Genomic DNA, 16,468 nt, shown 5'->3' with positions numbered 1-16,468 from the left:
TCGGCGGGAGCCGAAAGTCAGGAAGTCAACCTTCCCTTTCTTGCCGCAGGTCGAGCGGCCCGCGAATGATTTTCCGGTGAATGCCTGCGCGACCATTCGGCACTCTCTCCACCTTGTCGAGGAGACCCCATGAGCAACCTCACCGAAGAGACCAGGAAAGTCGCCCGGACGTGGTTCGAGGCGCTTACCTCCGGTGATTTCGAGACCGCGCTCAACACACTGGACGAGAACGTCGAGTGGATCAACTACACGATCGTTCCCGGCTACAACGACGACATGAAGTGGATCGGCACGGTCCACGGCCGTGAGGCCGTCCTCGGCACCCTGCAGATCTTCACCGGTGCCGTCGACGTGAAATCCGAGCGGCTGATCAACCTCGTCGCCGACGGGGACCAGGCTTTCGGTGTCATCGACGAGGTCTCCGTCGTCAAGGAGACGGGCGTCGAATTCCACATCGAATTCATCCAGTCCCTCACGGTCCGCGACGGAAAGATCGTGCGCTGGAAGTCCTACACCGACCCCTCCGAGATCATCCGCGCCCTGCGCGGGGACAAGCCCGATGAGGTGGCCGCCTGATGAGCGCCGAACTGATCAAGGCCGTCCGCGGCCGCCAGACCCCCGTCGTCGAGCGCCTGCTCGCCTCGGGCGCCAACCCCGACACCCGCGAGAACTCCTCCGGGCTGACCGCGCTGATGATCGCCTCCGGCCAGGCCGACCCCGCCACCGTGCGGGTCCTGATCGGCGCCGGCGCCGACGTCCTCACCACCGACCCGCGCGCGGGCGCCACCGCACTGCACAAGGCCTGCCAGGGCGGCAGCCTGGACGTGGTGCGCCAGCTCGTCGAGGCCGGCGCGTTCGTCGACGCCATCGCCACGACCACCGGCCACACCGCGCTGATGGACGCCCTCTGGTACAAGTTCCCGGACATCGCCGAGTACCTGCTCGCCCAGGGCACCTCGCTGAACATCTACACGCACTACGGCTTCTCGCTGGAGCAGCACTTCCAGTACGAGCTGAACGTGAACACCTTCGGCAAGGACAAGCTGCTCCAGGCCGAGCAGCACCTCAAGGCCCGGCGCGGCGCCGACGAGGCCGCGATCGCCCGCCAGGAGCTGATGGCCGCCACCGCCGAGGGCGACACCGACCGGGTGCGCAAGCTCCTCGACGACGGCGCCGAGGTCGACGAGCGCTACCCCAACGTGGGCGGCTTCAACGACAGCCACACCCCGCTGCTGGTCGCCTCCCGCGACGGCCACACCGAGATCGTGCGGCTGCTGCTCGCCGCGGGCGCCGACGTCAACGCCGTCGAGCCGACCTTCGGCGCGGTCCCGCTGCACAAGGCTGTCTACAACGGCCACGCGGACATCACCGCCGACCTGGTCCGCCAGGACGGCATCGACCTGAACTGGGTCGGCGCCACCAACGGCTACACGCCGCTGCACGACAGCCTGTGGCACGGCTACGAGGACTGCTCCCGCATCCTCGTCGAGGCGGGTGCCGACCTGACCCACGTCGCCCACGACGGCAAGACGCCGCTCGACCTGGCCGTGGAGGTCTTCGGCGAGGGCCACGCCCTGACCGAGCTGATCCGCGCCCGCTCGGCCGGCTGAGCACCCCCGCCCGCCGCCCCCAACCCCCTTTCGTACGACGGGAGTCGTCCATGCTCTTCTACGTCCAGATGAAGTGGATCCACGAGGGCCGCATGACCCTCGACGAGCTCTGGGAGCTCGAGCAGGAAGAGGCCGAGCACGCGCAGGAGACCCTCGACTCCGGGTTCTGCGTGGGCATCTGGAAGGTCGCCGCGCAGAAGCGCGTCATAGCCATCATCGACTCGCCCGACGCCGAGGAGCTGGACCGCACCGCGCTCGGCCGGCTGCCCATGCGCGACTACCTGGAGTTCGAGAAGGTCTGGCCGCTGCGCGACTACCTGGGCTTCGCCGAGGACGTCAAGAAGCGCTACAAGGTCTGAGCCGAGAGGACTGACGCACGTGAGCCGGTCAAGGACCCGCACCGCACTCGTCACCGGCGGCAACCGGGGCATCGGCCTGGAGATCTGCCGGCAGCTGCTGCAGGCCGGGCACGACGTCGTCCTGGCCGCACGCGACGAGGCGCGCGGCCGGTCGGCGGCCCGCGGCCTCAAGGGCGCCGACGGCCGGCTCCGGGTGGAACAGCTCGACGTCACCAGCCGGGCGAGCGTCACGGACTGCGCGACCCGGCTGGCCGCCGACGGCGTCGAGATCGACATCCTCGTCAACAACGCCGGCGTCTACCCGACGGACTCGTTCTTCTCGCTGACCGAGGACACCTTCCGTGAGGCGCTCGACGTCAACCTGATGGGCGCCTTCCACACCAGCCAGGTGTTCGTCCCGGCGATGGCACGGCGCGGCTGGGGCCGCGTGGTCAACGTGTCCTCCGGGCTCGGCGCCATGACCGACAACGTGCCCTCCCCGGCCGCGTACGGCATCTCCAAGGCGGCGCTGAACGCGCTGACGCTGGTGGTGTCCGCGGCGGCCGGGCACGGGGTGAAGGTCAACGCGGTGTGCCCCGGCTGGGTGCGCACCGACATGGGCGGCGCATGGGCGCCGACCAGCGTCGAGAAGGGCGCCGACACGGCGGTCTGGCTGGCCCGGCTGCCGGACGACGGACCCACCGGCGGGTTCTTCCGCCACCGCAGGAGGATCGCATGGTGACTCTGGCCGCACGCCGCCCGAGCAGGCGGCGGATCGTCGCGTACGCCCTGTCCGCGGTGCTGGTGCTGGGCGTGGCACTCGCCTTCAGCAGCGACTATGTGCGGGCCGCCGCCAAGGAGGCGGTGCGCGACACCCCCGAGGAGCACGACGCCGAAGCGCTGGCCTCGCTGCACCCCGCGGTGCGCGGATACGTCAGCGCGGTCGACGACAAGGATGTCGAGGCGCTGGTCGGCACCTTCGCCCCCGACGCGGTCGTCACCGACACCGGACGCGAGTTCCGCGGGCACGAGGAGATCCGTGCCTGGGCGAGCGACGAGGTGATCGGCGGCCGGCTGACCGTGCTGAGGAACACCCCGGAGAGCGACGGCACCTCCAGCGTGCTGCTGCGCTTCGACCCGGAGGGCCCGCTCGTGGGCTTCCGGGCCACCTACCTGTTCGACGTGGACGACGACCGGATCGCCCGGGTGTCCATGGCGTACGCCTGAGCCCGAAGAAAGAAGGACTGCCGTGCGACATCGCATATACGTCCCCCTGGCCCTGGCCGCCACCGTCCTGCTGACGGCCTGCTCCGACGGCGAGGACGACACCGCCGCCGACGGGCCCACCACCAGTGTCTCGGCGCCCCAGGACTCCGGTGCCGGCGCGACGAACGAACCGAGCGACACGAAGGAAACGGACGACGTGGCGAGCAGCGAGAAGCCCGGCGGGATCGACCCGGCGGCCCAGAAGTACGTCGACGCGGTCGCCGCGGAGGACCTGGACGCGCTCGTGGCCGCCTTCCACCCCGACGCCGAACTCACAGACGTCGGCCGTGAGTTCACGGGCCACGACGAGATCCGCGACTGGGCGGACAACGAGGTCATCGGCGGCAAGCTCACGGTGCTGAAGAACACGCCCAAGTCCGACGGCACCACGCTCCTCGTCCGCTTCGCCCCCGGCGGCGACGGCGGCTTCGAGGCCAACTACGAGTTCACCTCCCGCGACGGCCTCATCACGAAGCTCGACCTGCAGTACGCCTGACCCGCCCGACAGGAGAGGTCCACCATGAGTACCCCCACCACGACGGCATCCGGCAGCCCTAACCGGCTCGCGCTGGCCTCGCTCGGTCTGGGTGCCTTCGTCATCGGCACCGCCGAACTGGTCATCGTCGGCGTCCTGGAACTGATCGCGGACGACCTCGGTGTCTCCGTGAGCACCGCGGGCCTGCTGGTCACCGCGTACGCCCTAGGCGTCTCCCTCGGCGGCCCGGTGGTGACCGCCGCGACCATCCGCATGTCGCGCCGCTCCCTGCTGTGGCTGGCCATGGCCGTGTTCATCGTGGGCAACCTGGTGGCCGTGTTCGCCGGGGTGTTCGGGCTCCTGGTGGTCGCGCGGGTGCTGTGCGGCGCGATCCACGGCCTGTTCCTGGGCGCCGCGACGGCGGTCGGCACCGGCCTGGTCGCGCCGGAGCACCGCGGACAGGCCGTCGGCCTGGTCTTCGGCGGTATCTCCGTCTCCACGGTCGTCGGTGTGCCGCTGGGCACGCTGCTCGGCCAGAACCTCGGCTGGGAGGCCACCTTCGCCGGTGTCGCCGTGCTCGGTGTGCTGGCGCTGGCCGCGATGATGGCGTTCGTGCCGTCGGTCGTGCACGGCTCCGGCTCGGGCGGCCTTGCGGCCCAGGCCCGGCACGCCTTCCACCCGCGGGTGCTGGCGATGCTCGCCTCCGGTGTGCTGCTGATGGGCGCGCAGTTCATCGCGTTCACCTATCTCGCGCCGTTCCTGGAGGACGTCACCGGGGTGAGCAGCGGGGCGGTCTCCGCGTTCCTGCTGATCTTCGGTGTGTTCAGCGCGATCGGCACGATCGCCGGCGGCCGCTTCGCCGACATCAACGCCTCGGCGACGCTGTTCATCGGCAACGTGGTGCTGATCGTGGCGCTGGCCGGGCTGTATCTGTTCCGCGGCAACCCGGTGCTGGTCGCCATCGCGCTGGCCGGCTGGGGCATCGTCGGCTTCGGTGTCACGCCGGCGTACCAGCTGCGGGTGATCTCGCTGGCCGGTGAGGGCGGTGACCTCGCGGCGACGCTGGGCGCCTCCGCGACCAACGTGGGTGTCGCGCTGGGAGCGGCCGTGGGCGGCTGGGCCCTGGACACCTTCGAGGTGCGCAATGTGCCGCTGACCGCTCTGATCGTCGCCGTGATCGCCCTGCCGGCCGTGTTCGGCACCAGGTTCCTCAAGGTGCCCGGCACCCCCAGCGAGGTCGCCGCCTCCGGAGCCGCCCAGAAGGCGCCGGTCACCGCCACCGGCTGACGCGTCCCGCCTAGAACGCCCCCCACAAGTTCCGTACCAACCATTCTCAGGAGAGTGAAACCCCGTGACCGAAACCGGGCGGACCGTACGTGACGCCACGCTGGACGTGCTGAAGCAGTTAGGGCTGACCACGGTCTTCAGCAACCCCAGCCACAGCGAGATGAAGCTGTTCGAGAACTGGCTGGAGGGGGACTTCAAGTTCGTCCTGGGCCTGGAGGAGAAGGCCGTCGTCGGCATGGCCGACGGGTATGCGCAGGCCACCGGCGAGCCCGCGCTGGTCATCATCAACGGCGGGCCGGGTCTGGCCAACGCCATGGGCAGCGTCTACACCGCGGCCTCCGCGAAGACGCCGATGGTGATCCTCGGTGGCCAGCAGGCCCGCAAGATGCTCCTGGGCGAGCCGTTCCTGATCGCCAAGGACTCCACCCAGCTGCCCAAGCCGTACATCAAGTGGGCTGCCGAGCCCGCGCGGCCGCAGGACGTGCCGGCGACCATCGCGCAGGCCTACCAGATCGCCAAGCAGACCCCGCAGGGCCCGGTGTTCGTGGCCGTGCCCGAGGACGACTGGGTACGCCCGGCCGACCCGGAGCCGCTGCGCATCGCCAAGGTCGAGTCGGCGGTCGTGCCGGACCCGGCGGCGCTGGAGCAGATCGCCGCCGCGCTCAACGGGGCCGAGCGGCCCGGTCTGATCGCGGGCGGTCCGGTGGACGCGCAGGGTGCCCGCGGGGACCTGATCGCGCTCGCCGAGAAGCTGAACGCACGCGTGTGGGGCGCGCCGGTGTGGGCGCGCGGTGCCTTCCCGGAGAACCACCCGCTGTTCGCGGGTGTGCTGCCGCCCATTCCCGAGCTGATCAACGAGCGGCTGTCCGCGCAGCACGACGTGGTCGTCGTCCTCGGCGGGCCGGCGTTCACGCTGTTCACCGCGTGGGACCTGTTCTCCACCGCCCCGGCCGACCTGGACAAGTCGCCGCGGCCGACGCTGACCGCGGACGTGGACTTCCTGCACGTCACCGACGACCCGCAGGCCGCCGCCGCGACCCTCGCCGGACGCAGCTTCGTCGCCCCGCCGGGTGCCGTCGTCAAGGGCCTGGTGCCGCTGGTCGAGCAGCGTGAGCGGGTCGAGCTGGCGCCGGTGCGCGAGCCGGTCGCGGTGCCGGAGCCGTCGACGCCGCTGACGCAGGCGTACCTGTTCCACGTGCTGTCCAAGGAACTGCCCGACAACGCGGTGCTGTTCGAGGAGCTGCCGATCGCCCGCGCCGACTTCCACGAGCAGATCCCGCTCGGCGAGGACAACGGCTACTTCGCCACGGCCTCCGGCGCGCTCGGCTTCCCCTTCGCGGGTGCCGTCGGCTACGCGCTGGCCCGCCCCGACCGGCGTGCCGTAGTCGTGGTCGGCGAGGGCTCCGCGCAGTACACCATCCACGCCCTGTGGACGGCGGCCCGGCACAACCTGCCGGTCACCTTCGTCATCCCGGACAACTCCGGCTATCTGTCCCTGAAGTACTACCTCCAGGACCAGAAGTCGTGGGAGGCGGGCTACGACCTCAGCGACGTCGACATGGCGCTGATCGCCCGCGGCTTCGGTGTGCGCGGCGAGACCGTCGACTCGCCCGACGGCCTGCAGGAGGCGCTGCGTGACGCGCTGACCGCCGAGGGGCCGGTGCTGATCGACGTCAAGACCGAGGACCCGGGCCTGTTCCGGCTCTGAGCGAGACCACCAACACCTCTGTAGTTGGGAGAGATCATGACCACCACAGCGCAGCCGGGTGCCGCCCCGGCGGCGAACCACCCGGAGGGTGCCGTCGTGCACTGTCCGGCGGGCACGGGCGTGAAGACCGTGTGGTTCGGCGACGCGATCTACAGCTTCAAGGCGATCTCGGAGAACACCGGCGGCAACCTGACGCTGGCCGAGGCCACCGTCCCGCCGGGCGGCGGCCCGCCCCCGCACATCCACCCCCGCGCCGACGAGGCGTTCTACATCCTCAGCGGCCAGATCGAGTTCCTCAACGGCGAGAAGACCTTCGTCGCCGGCACCGGGGACTTCGTGTTCGTGCCGCGCGGCACCCGGCACCGCTTCCGCAACGTCGGTCTGCAGACGGCGCACATGCTGTTCATGTTCACCCCGGCCTACCTGGAGAAGTTCTTCATGGAGATAGGCCAGGAGGCGCGGGCCGGTGAGGCTCCGGCGCCGCTGACGCCCGAACAGAAGCAGATGATCGTGGACCTCGCGCCGCGCCACGATCTGACGCTGGCCCCGTAACCACAAGCGGGGTCGGTGACCGCACGGCGGCGCACCAGCGACAAAGAACGACCAAGGAAAGAGGCTGGAAAAGCGTGGAGAGAGCGACAACCATGCGCGCCGCCGTCATCGACCGTCTCGGTCCCGCCGCCGACACCCTGCGCCTGACCGACCTGCCCGTGCCGCAGCCCGGCCCGGGTGAGGTCCTGGTGCGGGTGGCGGCGGCCGGGATCAACGCCATCGACTGGGCCACCCGCGTCGGGCGGGGCGTCGGCATCGACGCCTTCCCGGCCGTGCTCGGCTGGGACATCGCCGGCACCGTGGCCGCCACCGGCCCCGGCGCAGGCCGGTTCGCCGTCGGCGACGCCGTCTACGGCATGCCCCGCTTCCCGGCCCTCGCCGGGGCGTACGCCGAGTACGCGGTGGCCCCCGAGGACGAGCTCGCCGCCGTCCCCGAGGGACTGTCGATGGTGGAGGCGGCCGCGGTGCCGATGCCCGGCATCACCGCCTGGCAGACCGTGTTCCGGCACGGCGGCCTCACCGCGGGTCAGCGGGTGCTGGTCGCCGGGGCCGCCGGCGGCGTCGGCCACCTGGTGGTGCAGCTCGCCGCGGACGCGGGCGCCGAGGTCATCGGCACGGCCTCGGCCCGCAACCGTGACTTCGTGCTCTCCCTGGGCGCGAAGGACGTCGTCGCGCACGACATGGTCCGCGAGGTGAAGAACGTGGACCTGGCGGTCGACCCGATGGGCGGCGCCGAGTACTTCCGCATGCTCGACGTCGTCCGGCCCGGCGGCATCGTTGTCACCCTCAAGGGTGAAGGTCCGCAACACCGGCGGGCCGCCGACGAGCACGGGGTGCGCGCCGGATTCACCTACGTCCACCCCGACGCGCCCGTCCTGGACCGGCTCGCCCCGCTGCTGGCGGAGGGGCGGTTGCGCCCTCATGTGGAGCGGGTGTTCGCGCTCGGCGAGGTGGCCGAGGCGCACGCGCTCGGCGAGCAGGGGCATGTGCGCGGCCGGCTCGTCCTGGATCTGTCCTGACCCTCCCGGGGAACGGATGACCACCCCATGGCACTGAAGGAGGAGGCGGAATGATCCTGGTGACGGGAGCGACCGGACACGTCGGCGGTGAACTGGTCGCCGAACTCGCCCGTACGGGCCGCCCGGTACGGGCCCTGGCCCGCCGCGCACCGGCGGCGGGCACCCTGCCCGAGGGCGCCGAGGCGGCCGTCGGCGACCTGAACGACCCGGCGTCCCTCAGGCCCGCCCTGGAGGGCGTCGAGGGCGTCTTCCTGCTGCCGGGCTACGCGGACATGCCGGGCGTGCTGGCCGAGCTGGGCACGGCCGGCGTGAAGCATGTGGTCCTGCTGTCCAGCATCGCCGCACCCGACGGCGACCTGGACAACGCCATCTCCCGCTTCATGATCCGCTCCGAGGAGGCGGTCCGGGCCGCGGATGTGCCCTGGACGATCCTGAGGCCGAGCGGCTTCATGTCCAACACCTTCCAGTGGCAGGGCCAGTTGGCGGCGGGCGACGAGGTGCGGGACGCCTTCGGCGGGGTGCGGGTCGCGATGGTCGACCCGTACGACATCGCGGCCGTGGCCGCGCGGGTGCTGCTCGACGCCGACCACTTCGGCGCGGCGCACGCCCTCAGCGGGCCCGAGGCCCTGCTGCCCGCGGACCGGGTGCGCATCCTCGGCGAGGTCCTCGGCCGGCCGCTCACCTTCGTCGGGCTGACCGACGAGGAGGCGCGGGCCGGGATGGAGGGCTCGATGCCGCAGGAGTACGTCGACGCGTTCTTCCGCTACTACGCCGAGGGCACGCTCGACGACTCGATCGTGCGGCCGGGTGTGCGCGAGGTGCTGGGGCGTGAGCCGCGCACCTTCGCGCAGTGGGCCCGGGCGCACGCGCAGAACTTCCAGAGCCAGAGCCAGAGTTGAACTTCGAGAAGGGGTACGTGGCATGACCACTGTCGAGACCGTCCGTTTCAAGCTGATACCCGGTACGGACCCGGAGGCCTTCGGCAAGCTCGACGAGAAGGTCGAGAACGAGTACATGGCCAAGCGGCCCGGGTTCGTCTCCCGTGAGGTGACGCTCAGCGAGGACGGCGAGTACCTCGTCATCGTGCACTGGGCTTCGCCGGAGGAGGCCGACGCGACGATGGGCGGCTTCTTCGCCGCGCCGGAGACGCAGGAGTTCCTCGCCGCCATCGACAAGTCGACCGTCTCCTCCGGGCGGTACGCAAAGGTCGAGCGCTGAGGATGTGAGTGCCTGGGGCGCGGGGTCTGTTCGAGTTGAGTGTGGTTGGTCGCGCCCGCGCGGCGGAGCCGCACATCGAACAGAGCCCCGCGCCCCTGGGCATGTCCAGCCTAGGGAGTCGAGAAGGTGGACCTTTCCGGTCGTTTTCTGCTCGGCCTTGCTTGCTTGTTGTTGGTTACTCGTGCCGCCGGGCTCGTCGCCCGGCGTATGAAACAACCCGCCGTCCTCGCCGAGCTGACCGCCGGCATTCTGCTCGGCCCCTCCCTCTTCGGGGCGCTCGTCCCCGGCGCGCACGCCCTGCTCTACGGCGATGACGTGCTGCCGCTGCTCGACGGGCTCGGGCAGCTCGGGCTGGTGCTGCTGGCGCTGCGGATCGGGCGGCTGCTGGCGCGGGGCGAGGGTGGCGGCTCGGGGGAGCGGGGGACCGTTCTCGCGGTCGGGGCGGCCGGTTTCGTGCTGCCCTTCGCCGCGGGCGTGCCGCTCGCGCTGACGCTGTGCGCCCCGTACGCCGGAGAGCACGCCACCCCGGTCGCGCTCGCCCTGTTCCTGGGCGGGGCGCTCGGGGTGACGGCCGTGCCGGTGCTGGCACGGCTGCTGCAGGACGAGGGGCTGACGGACAGCAGGGCCGGCCGGATCTCGTTGGCCGCTGCTGCCGCCGGGGACGCGGCCGTGTGGGTCGTCCTGACCGCGGCGCTGGTCGCGGCGGGCCGGCTGGGCCCGGGCCGGATCGCGCTGGTGGCCGCGGGGCTGCTGCTGTGTGCCGCCCTGCTGCGGTGGCGCGGTGCCGGGGCCCCCAGCGCCCCTGCGGACGCCGGTGTGCTGGTCGCGGGGTGTGCGCTGGCCGCTGCGGCCTCCTCGGCCGCCGGGCTGCACCAGCTGCTCGGGGCCGTGGTGTTCGGCTTCGTGTGGGGCAGGCGCCGGCCGGTGGAGGACCTGGCCGCCGGGCGGCTGGACACGGTGGTGGACCATGTCCTGCTGCCCTGTTTCTTTCTGGGGTTCGGGCAGCGGGTCGACCTGGGCGGGGTCCCCTGGGACGCCGATTTTGCGCTCCTGCTGGCCGTCCTGCTGTCCGTCGCCGTGGTGGTGAAGGCCGTGGGCTGTGCGGGCGCGGGGGTGGTGCGCGGACTGCCGTCCGCGCAGTGGCTGCGCCTGGGGGTGCTGATGAACGCCCGTGGCCTCACCGAGATCGTGGTGCTGTCGGCCGGGTTCGACGCCGGTCTGATCGACCGGGGTCTGCTGGTCGCGCTGACGGTGGTGGCGTTGGCGACGACCGCGATGGCAGGGCCGGGGCTACGGCTGGTGGACCGGCTGCGGCCGCTGCCCGCCGAGGATCAGATGCCGCTGCTGATCCGGCCGACCGTGAAGGGCAGCGTCGTCGGGTCGAGCCCGAACTGAGAGCGCACGACGTGGATCGAGCCGTCCTTGCGCACGATCGTGGTGGGCTTCATCAGGCTGGCGTCGGTGGCCTCGCTCTCCACCAGGGCTGAGGTGCCCTCGGAGTTCAGCAGCAGCCGGCTGATCTTGTTGGTGCCGAACTGGGCGACCCACATCTTGTTCTTCTCGATCATCAGACCGTCGGCGGAGAGCAGGCTCCCGCCCACGAACTGGACCTTGGTGGCCTTGCCGGTGGCGATGTTGAGGTTGAACAGGTCGCCGGTCATCATGTCGACGGTGATCAGCCAGTTGCTGTACTGGCCCGCCTCGATGCCGTTGAGGGTGATGGCCCCCTCCTCGTGCGGCGCGACGAGGCTGTTGAGGTCGAAGGCGACCGTCAGGGTGCGGTCGGCGCCGGACGAGATCGCCTCGGTGAGCTGGGTCGGCGTGACCTTGTAGACCTTCTGCCGGTTGGAGTCGGTTATGTACGCCGTGCCGTCCTGGGTGATGTCCAGGTCGTTGAGGACGGACTGGCCCGGGGTCGGGGTGACGAAGCGGGCGAGCCGGGCCTTGGTGGCCGCGTCGTAGAGGGTGACGTAGTTCTTGTCACAGACCCAGATGCGGCCGTTCTTGTCGGCCTCGACGCCCATCGCCTCCGTGCGGCCGTCGGTGCCGGCGGGCAGCCAGACCTGGGCCTGGGTCTGGCCGGCCGGGGCCTTGTAGACGGCGCCGGTCGCGAAGGACGTGATGTAGGTGTCGCCGTTGCGGTAGTCGACGGACATACCCTCCGGGTAGGCGTCGGTGCCGGGCAGGCTGATGGCGTCCTGGACGTAGAGCGGACCGTCGACCTTCTTCGGGGTCTCGACGGTCTCCGGCTCCAGGGCCGTCGACGGGGCGGCCGCGGCGGCGACGAGGCCGGACAGCGCCAGGGCGAGGGCCGCGAGGCTGCGGTGCGCGCGGGTGAGTCGCATGAAGGTTCCTCCTTGCACGGATCTGCACGGAAAGTGCATGTGCGTCTGGCCGAAAGGGGCCGGTCAGTTCCGGCCGGGTCGGCGAGAGGAACGTATGGCTGGAACGCCCCCCTCCGTCGGGAGGGAAAAGCGGCCCTGTACACGCAGTTCGTCCTGGCGGGGTGGGTGAACTGGGAGAACCTGTGAAGGGTGCATGGCCGGGATGCGTCGGGTGAACAGGCCGACTTTCGTATGTAGCGGACCTGATTCCGGTTAGCGCACCGGTTTTTGCCGGGTGGAGGGGTGCGCGGGGGCACCGCAGACCGGGTCGGGGGCGCTGCGGAAGAGGTTCTCAGGACAGTAAAAAGCAGCCCTAGGAACGGCAAAAAGCGGCCCCAGGACACCGCCGTGTCCCGGGGCCGCCGTCGTGGGGCGCGTCGCTCAGACAGGCCGCAGCCAGACCGCTCCCAGGGGCGGCAGGGTGATGACGGCGCTGGCCGGGAAGCCCTGGTGGGGGGTCTCCTCGGCGTGCACGGTGCCCGGGTTGAGCACACCGCTGCCGCCGTAGGCCGGGGCGTCGGTGTTGAGGGCCTCGGTCCACTCGCCGGCCCGGGGGAGCGCGATGCGGAAGCCGGGGCGGGGAGTGGGCTGGAAGTTGTAGACGCAGACGAGGAGTTCGCCGTCGTCGCCGTGCCGGGCGAAGGAGTAGACGTTGTCCTGCGCCGCGTCGGCGTCGATCCAGGAGAAGCCCTCGGGGCTGGTGTCATGGCGCCACAGCGCGGGCTGGGCGAGGTAGCCGCCGTTGAGGTCGCGCACCAGGTCGCGCACCCCGGCGTGCGGGGCGTGCTGGAGCAGCGACCAGTCCGGGCCGTGGTCGTGCGACCACTCGGTGTCCTGCGCGAACTCCTGCCCCATGAACAGCAGTTGCTTTCCCGGGAAGGCCCACATGAAGGCCAGGAACGCGCGCAGGTTGGCCAGCTGCTGCCAGCGGTCGCCCGGCATCTTCGTCAGCAGGGAGCCCTTGCCGTGCACGACCTCGTCGTGGGAGATCGGCAGCACGAAGTTCTCCGAGTACGCGTAGACCATCGCGAAGGTCATGGCGTGGTGGTGGTACTGCCGGTACACGGGGTCCTTGGCCATGTAGTCCAGCGAGTCGTGCATCCAGCCCATGTTCCACTTCAGGCAGAAGCCGAGCCCGCCGTGGTCGGTCATCCGGGTCACGCCCTCCCAGGACGTGGACTCCTCGGCGATGGTCAGGGCGCCCGGATTGCGGCGCGGCACGGTCGCGTTGACCTCCTGGAGGAACTCCACCGCCTCCAGGTGCTCGCGCCCGCCGTAGACGTTGGGCAGCCACTGCCCCTCGCCGCGCGAGTAGTCGAGGTAGAGCATCGAGGCGACCGCGTCGACCCGCAGCCCGTCGACATGGAACTCCTCGATCCAGTACAGGGCGTTGGCGACGAGGAAGTTGCGCACCTCGTTGCGGCCGTAGTCGAAGACGAGCGTGCCCCAGTCGGGGTGCTCGCCGCGCCGCGGGTCGGGATGCTCGTACAGCGGGGTGCCGTCGAAGCGGGCCAGGGCCCACTCGTCGCGCGGGAAGTGCGCCGGCACCCAGTCGACGATCACCCCGATGCCGGCCTGGTGCAGCGCGTCGACCAGGAACCGGAAGTCGTCCGGGCCGCCCAGCTTCGCGGACGGCGCGTAGTAGGAGGTGACCTGGTAGCCCCAGGAGCCGCCGAAGGGGTGCTCGGCGACCGGCAGGAACTCCACATGGGTGAACCCCAGCGCCTTGACGTACGCCGGGAGTTCACGGGCCAGCTCGCGGAAGGTGAGGCCGGGCCGCCAGGAGCCCAGGTGCATCTCGTACACGCTCATCGGCTCGCGGTGCGCGGAGAAGGAGGCGCGGCGGGCCATCCAGGTGCTGTCGCCCCAGCGGTGGCGGGGGGTGTGCACGATCGACGCGGTGCCGGGGGCCGGCTCGGCGCGGGTGGCGAGCGGGTCGGCCTTCTGGATCCAGCGGCCGTCGGGGGTGAGGATCTCGTACTTGTAGTGGCAGCCGTCGCCGACGTCCGGCACGAACAGCTCCCAGACGCCGCTGATGCCGAGCGAGCGCATCGGATGGGCGCGGCCGTCCCAGTAGTTGAAGTCGCCGACCACCCGCACCGCACGCGCGTTGGGCGCCCACACCGCGAACGCGGTGCCGGTGACCGGCCCCCAACCCGACTCGTGGGTGCGGACGTTGGCGCCGAGCACCCGCCACAGCTCCTCGTGCCGGCCCTCGCGGATCAGATGCAGGTCGAGGTCGCCGAGCGTGGGCAGGAAGCGGTAGGGGTCGTCGTAGCGGTGTACTTCGTTGCCGCCGCCGTAGACGGCGGTGATCCGGTAGTCGGGGATGGCCGAACCGGGCAGCCGGCCGGCGAACACCCCGTCGGACTCGTGCTCCAGCTCCAGCAGCAGACCCCCGCCGGGGTCGGTGATGCGGACGGCGTCGGCGAGCGGCCGCAGTACCCGCACCGTCACCCCGTCCGGGCCCGGATGGGGCCCGAGCAGGGCGTGCGGGTCGCTGATCTCGCCGGTGACGAGCCGCTTGATGTCGGTGGCGGGCAGGGCCGGTGAGTGCGATGCGGTGGTCACGTCTGCGGGTTCCCGTCCGTGAATATGTGGGCCACTTGGCGGTGCGGGTCCAGGCGTACGTAGTTGTCGCGGCCCCACGTGTACGTCTGACCGGACAGCTCGTCGTACACCTCGAAGCTGTCGGAGCGGTCCAGGCCGAGCGCGGGCAGGTCGAGGAAGACGGTCGCCTCGCGCGCGGTGTGCGGGTCGAGGGTGAGCACGACCAGCACCCAGTCGGTGTCGTCCCGCTTGGAGAAGCAGATCACCGCGTCGTTGTCGGTGCGGTGGAAGCGCAGATTGCGCAGCTGGTGCAGGGCCGGGTGGCAGCGCCGCAGCTCGTTCAGGGTGCGCACCAGCGGGGCGAGCGAGTCGCCGGACGCCTCACGGCCCTCCCAGTCGCGCGGCCGGTACTGGTACTTCTCCGAGTCCAGGTACTCCTCGCTGCCGGGCCCGGCCGGCACGTTCTCGAACAGCTCGTAGCCCGCGTACATGCCCCAGCTGGGCCCCGCCATCGCCGCGAGGACCGCCCGCACGGCGAACGCGGGACGGCCGCCGTACTGGAGGTAGGCGTGCAGGATGTCGGGAGTGTTCACGAACAGGTTGGGCCGCAGGAAGGCGGCCGACTCCTCGCCGCCGAGACCGGCCAGCTCCGAGAGGTAGGACTCCACCTCGTCCTTGGAGTTGCGCCAGGTGAAATACGTGTACGACTGGTGGAAGCCGACCCGGGCCAGGGTGTGCAGCATCGCCGGGCGGGTGAACGCCTCGGCGAGGAACAGCACATCGGGGTCGGTGTCGTGGACGGCCGCGATCAGCCGCTCCCAGAAGGCGACCGGCTTGGTGTGCGGGTTGTCCACGCGGAAGATCCGCACCCCGTGGGCCATCCAGTGGCGCAGGACGCGCAGGCACTCCTCGTGCAGGCCGTCGGGGTCGGTGTCGAAGTCGATCGGGTAGATGTCCTGGTACTTCTTCGGCGGGTTCTCCGCGTAGGCGATCGTGCCGTCGGGGCGGTGCCTGAACCACTCCGGGTGCTCGGTGACCCACGGGTGGTCGGGGGAGCACTGGAGCGCGAAGTCCAGGGCGACCTCCAGGCCCAGCTCGGTGGCCCGGGCCACGAAGTGGTCGAAGTCCTCGAGCGTGCCGAGGTCGGGGTGGATCGCGTCGTGGCCGCCGGCCGGGGAGCCGATCGCCCAGGGCGAGCCCGGGTCGTGGGGCCCCGCCACGAGCGTGTTGCCGGCGCCCTTGCGGTACGTCGTGCCGATCGGATGCACCGGCGGCAGGTACACCACGTCGAAGCCCATGCCCGCCACCGACTCCAGGCGCTTGGCCGCGGTGCGCAGGGTGCCCGAGCGCGGCGGCTGGAGCAGCCCGTCGGCCTGCGGTGCACCGGCCACGACGGCGCCCTCGGAGCGCGGGAACAGCTCGTACCAGGCGCCGTACAGGGCGCGTTCGCGGTCCACCCGCAGCGGCAGCTCCTCGGAGCGGGTGACCAGCTCGCGCAGCGGGCGCGCGCACAGCAGCGCGAGCACCACCGGGTCGGAGGCGGCGGCGAGCCGCTCCTCCGGCGCCTTGTCGGTGTCGCGCAGCCGGCGCACGGCGGCGATCAGCGGGGCGCCCTCACGCTTGGCGAACGCGTCGGCGGCCCGCTCCAGGAGCTGCGCCCCTTCTTCCAGTACGAGGGGTACGTCGATGCCCGCCGGGACCTTGATGTCGGCGGTGTGCCGCCAGGTGGCGACCGGGTCCGACCAGGCCTCCACGCGGAAGGACCAGTCGCCCTCGCGGTCGGCGCTGACGGCGGCGGCGTACCGGTCGGTGCCGGGCGCGAGCAGCCGCATCGGCGTCCACTCGCCCTCGGTGCCGTCGGGCGCGGTGAGCACGACGTTCGCGGCGACGGCGTCGTGCCCCTCCCGGAACACGGTCGCCGACACCTCGAACGTCTCACCCGGCACGGCTCGTGCGGGCCGCCGCCCCCCGTCCACCGAGGGCCGGACGTCCAGCACGGGAATACGCCCCACACTGGGCGCGAACCGCCGTGCGGCGCGCTTCTCCTGCATCATGTGCCTC

At 71.3% G+C, this 16,468-nt stretch carries 16 protein-coding genes; 13 read left to right on the top strand and 3 right to left on the bottom strand.

Annotated elements, in window-relative coordinates; all coding sequences use genetic code 11:
* Positions 1-129 precede the first annotated feature (129 nt).
* From ACIQ6Y_RS31630 to ACIQ6Y_RS31570, 13 genes are all read left to right on the top strand, one after another.
* Positions 130-576, top strand: a complete 447-nt coding sequence (locus ACIQ6Y_RS31630; protein ID WP_404044091.1) for a nuclear transport factor 2 family protein — start codon at positions 130-132, stop codon at positions 574-576.
* Positions 576-1,610 (top strand): ankyrin repeat domain-containing protein, encoded by a 1,035-nt coding sequence (locus ACIQ6Y_RS31625; protein WP_404044089.1) that lies wholly within the window; start codon positions 576-578, stop codon positions 1,608-1,610. Before ACIQ6Y_RS31630 ends, ACIQ6Y_RS31625 begins: the two co-directional genes overlap by 1 nt.
* A gap of 50 nt (positions 1,611-1,660) precedes the next feature.
* Positions 1,661-1,969, top strand: a complete 309-nt coding sequence (locus ACIQ6Y_RS31620) for a muconolactone Delta-isomerase family protein (RefSeq protein WP_404044087.1) — start codon at positions 1,661-1,663, stop codon at positions 1,967-1,969.
* 19 nt (positions 1,970-1,988) lie between these two features.
* Entirely contained in the window at positions 1,989-2,690 is a 702-nt protein-coding gene (locus ACIQ6Y_RS31615; protein WP_404044085.1) for an SDR family NAD(P)-dependent oxidoreductase, read from the top strand.
* Entirely contained in the window at positions 2,684-3,175 is a 492-nt protein-coding gene (locus tag ACIQ6Y_RS31610; protein ID WP_404044084.1) for a nuclear transport factor 2 family protein, read from the top strand. Before ACIQ6Y_RS31615 ends, ACIQ6Y_RS31610 begins: the two co-directional genes overlap by 7 nt.
* A 22-nt stretch (positions 3,176-3,197) precedes the next feature.
* Positions 3,198-3,710: a nuclear transport factor 2 family protein gene (locus tag ACIQ6Y_RS31605; protein WP_404044082.1), complete on the top strand. Its 513-nt coding sequence runs from the start codon at positions 3,198-3,200 to the stop codon at positions 3,708-3,710.
* 24 nt (positions 3,711-3,734) lie between these two features.
* Positions 3,735-4,976, top strand: a complete 1,242-nt coding sequence (locus tag ACIQ6Y_RS31600) for an MFS transporter (RefSeq protein WP_404044080.1) — start codon at positions 3,735-3,737, stop codon at positions 4,974-4,976.
* Between the two features lie 64 nt (positions 4,977-5,040).
* Positions 5,041-6,684 (top strand): benzoylformate decarboxylase, encoded by a 1,644-nt coding sequence (mdlC, locus tag ACIQ6Y_RS31595; protein WP_404044078.1) that lies wholly within the window; start codon positions 5,041-5,043, stop codon positions 6,682-6,684.
* A gap of 36 nt (positions 6,685-6,720) precedes the next feature.
* On the top strand, positions 6,721-7,236 hold the full coding sequence (locus tag ACIQ6Y_RS31590) for a cupin domain-containing protein (RefSeq protein WP_404044076.1): 516 nt from the start codon (positions 6,721-6,723) through the stop codon (positions 7,234-7,236).
* Between the two features lie 74 nt (positions 7,237-7,310).
* Positions 7,311-8,255: an NADP-dependent oxidoreductase gene (locus ACIQ6Y_RS31585; protein WP_404044074.1), complete on the top strand. Its 945-nt coding sequence runs from the start codon at positions 7,311-7,313 to the stop codon at positions 8,253-8,255.
* Between the two features lie 50 nt (positions 8,256-8,305).
* The gene (locus ACIQ6Y_RS31580; protein WP_404044072.1) at positions 8,306-9,154 is read left to right on the top strand and encodes an NAD(P)H-binding protein; all 849 of its coding nucleotides are present in this window, start codon (positions 8,306-8,308) and stop codon (positions 9,152-9,154) included.
* Between the two features lie 22 nt (positions 9,155-9,176).
* Complete coding sequence (locus ACIQ6Y_RS31575) at positions 9,177-9,473, top strand: antibiotic biosynthesis monooxygenase family protein (RefSeq protein WP_404044070.1); 297 nt, start codon at positions 9,177-9,179, stop codon at positions 9,471-9,473.
* A 126-nt stretch (positions 9,474-9,599) separates the two neighbouring features.
* Positions 9,600-10,868: a cation:proton antiporter gene (locus ACIQ6Y_RS31570; protein WP_404044068.1), complete on the top strand. Its 1,269-nt coding sequence runs from the start codon at positions 9,600-9,602 to the stop codon at positions 10,866-10,868.
* On the opposite strand, the gene ACIQ6Y_RS31565 is transcribed toward ACIQ6Y_RS31570, so the two are convergent.
* From ACIQ6Y_RS31565 to ACIQ6Y_RS31555, 3 genes are all read right to left on the bottom strand, one after another.
* Complete coding sequence (locus ACIQ6Y_RS31565) at positions 10,805-11,818, bottom strand: SMP-30/gluconolactonase/LRE family protein (RefSeq protein ID WP_404044066.1); 1,014 nt, start codon at positions 11,816-11,818, stop codon at positions 10,805-10,807. The two genes, ACIQ6Y_RS31570 and ACIQ6Y_RS31565, sit on opposite strands and share 64 nt — an antisense overlap.
* A gap of 420 nt (positions 11,819-12,238) precedes the next feature.
* On the bottom strand, positions 12,239-14,428 hold the full coding sequence (gene glgB / locus ACIQ6Y_RS31560) for a 1,4-alpha-glucan branching protein GlgB (protein ID WP_404044064.1): 2,190 nt from the start codon (positions 14,426-14,428) through the stop codon (positions 12,239-12,241).
* The gene (locus ACIQ6Y_RS31555) at positions 14,425-16,461 is read right to left on the bottom strand and encodes an alpha-1,4-glucan--maltose-1-phosphate maltosyltransferase (RefSeq protein WP_404044062.1); all 2,037 of its coding nucleotides are present in this window, start codon (positions 16,459-16,461) and stop codon (positions 14,425-14,427) included. The genes glgB and ACIQ6Y_RS31555 overlap by 4 nt, the downstream gene beginning before the upstream one ends.
* Positions 16,462-16,468 lie beyond the last annotated feature (7 nt).

It is taken from the genome of Streptomyces sp. NPDC096205 (genome assembly GCF_044763135.1).
Taxonomy (GTDB): domain Bacteria; phylum Actinomycetota; class Actinomycetes; order Streptomycetales; family Streptomycetaceae; genus Streptomyces.
Note: the sequence above shows the minus strand (reverse complement) of the source record. Positions and strands in the feature narration are given on the sequence as shown.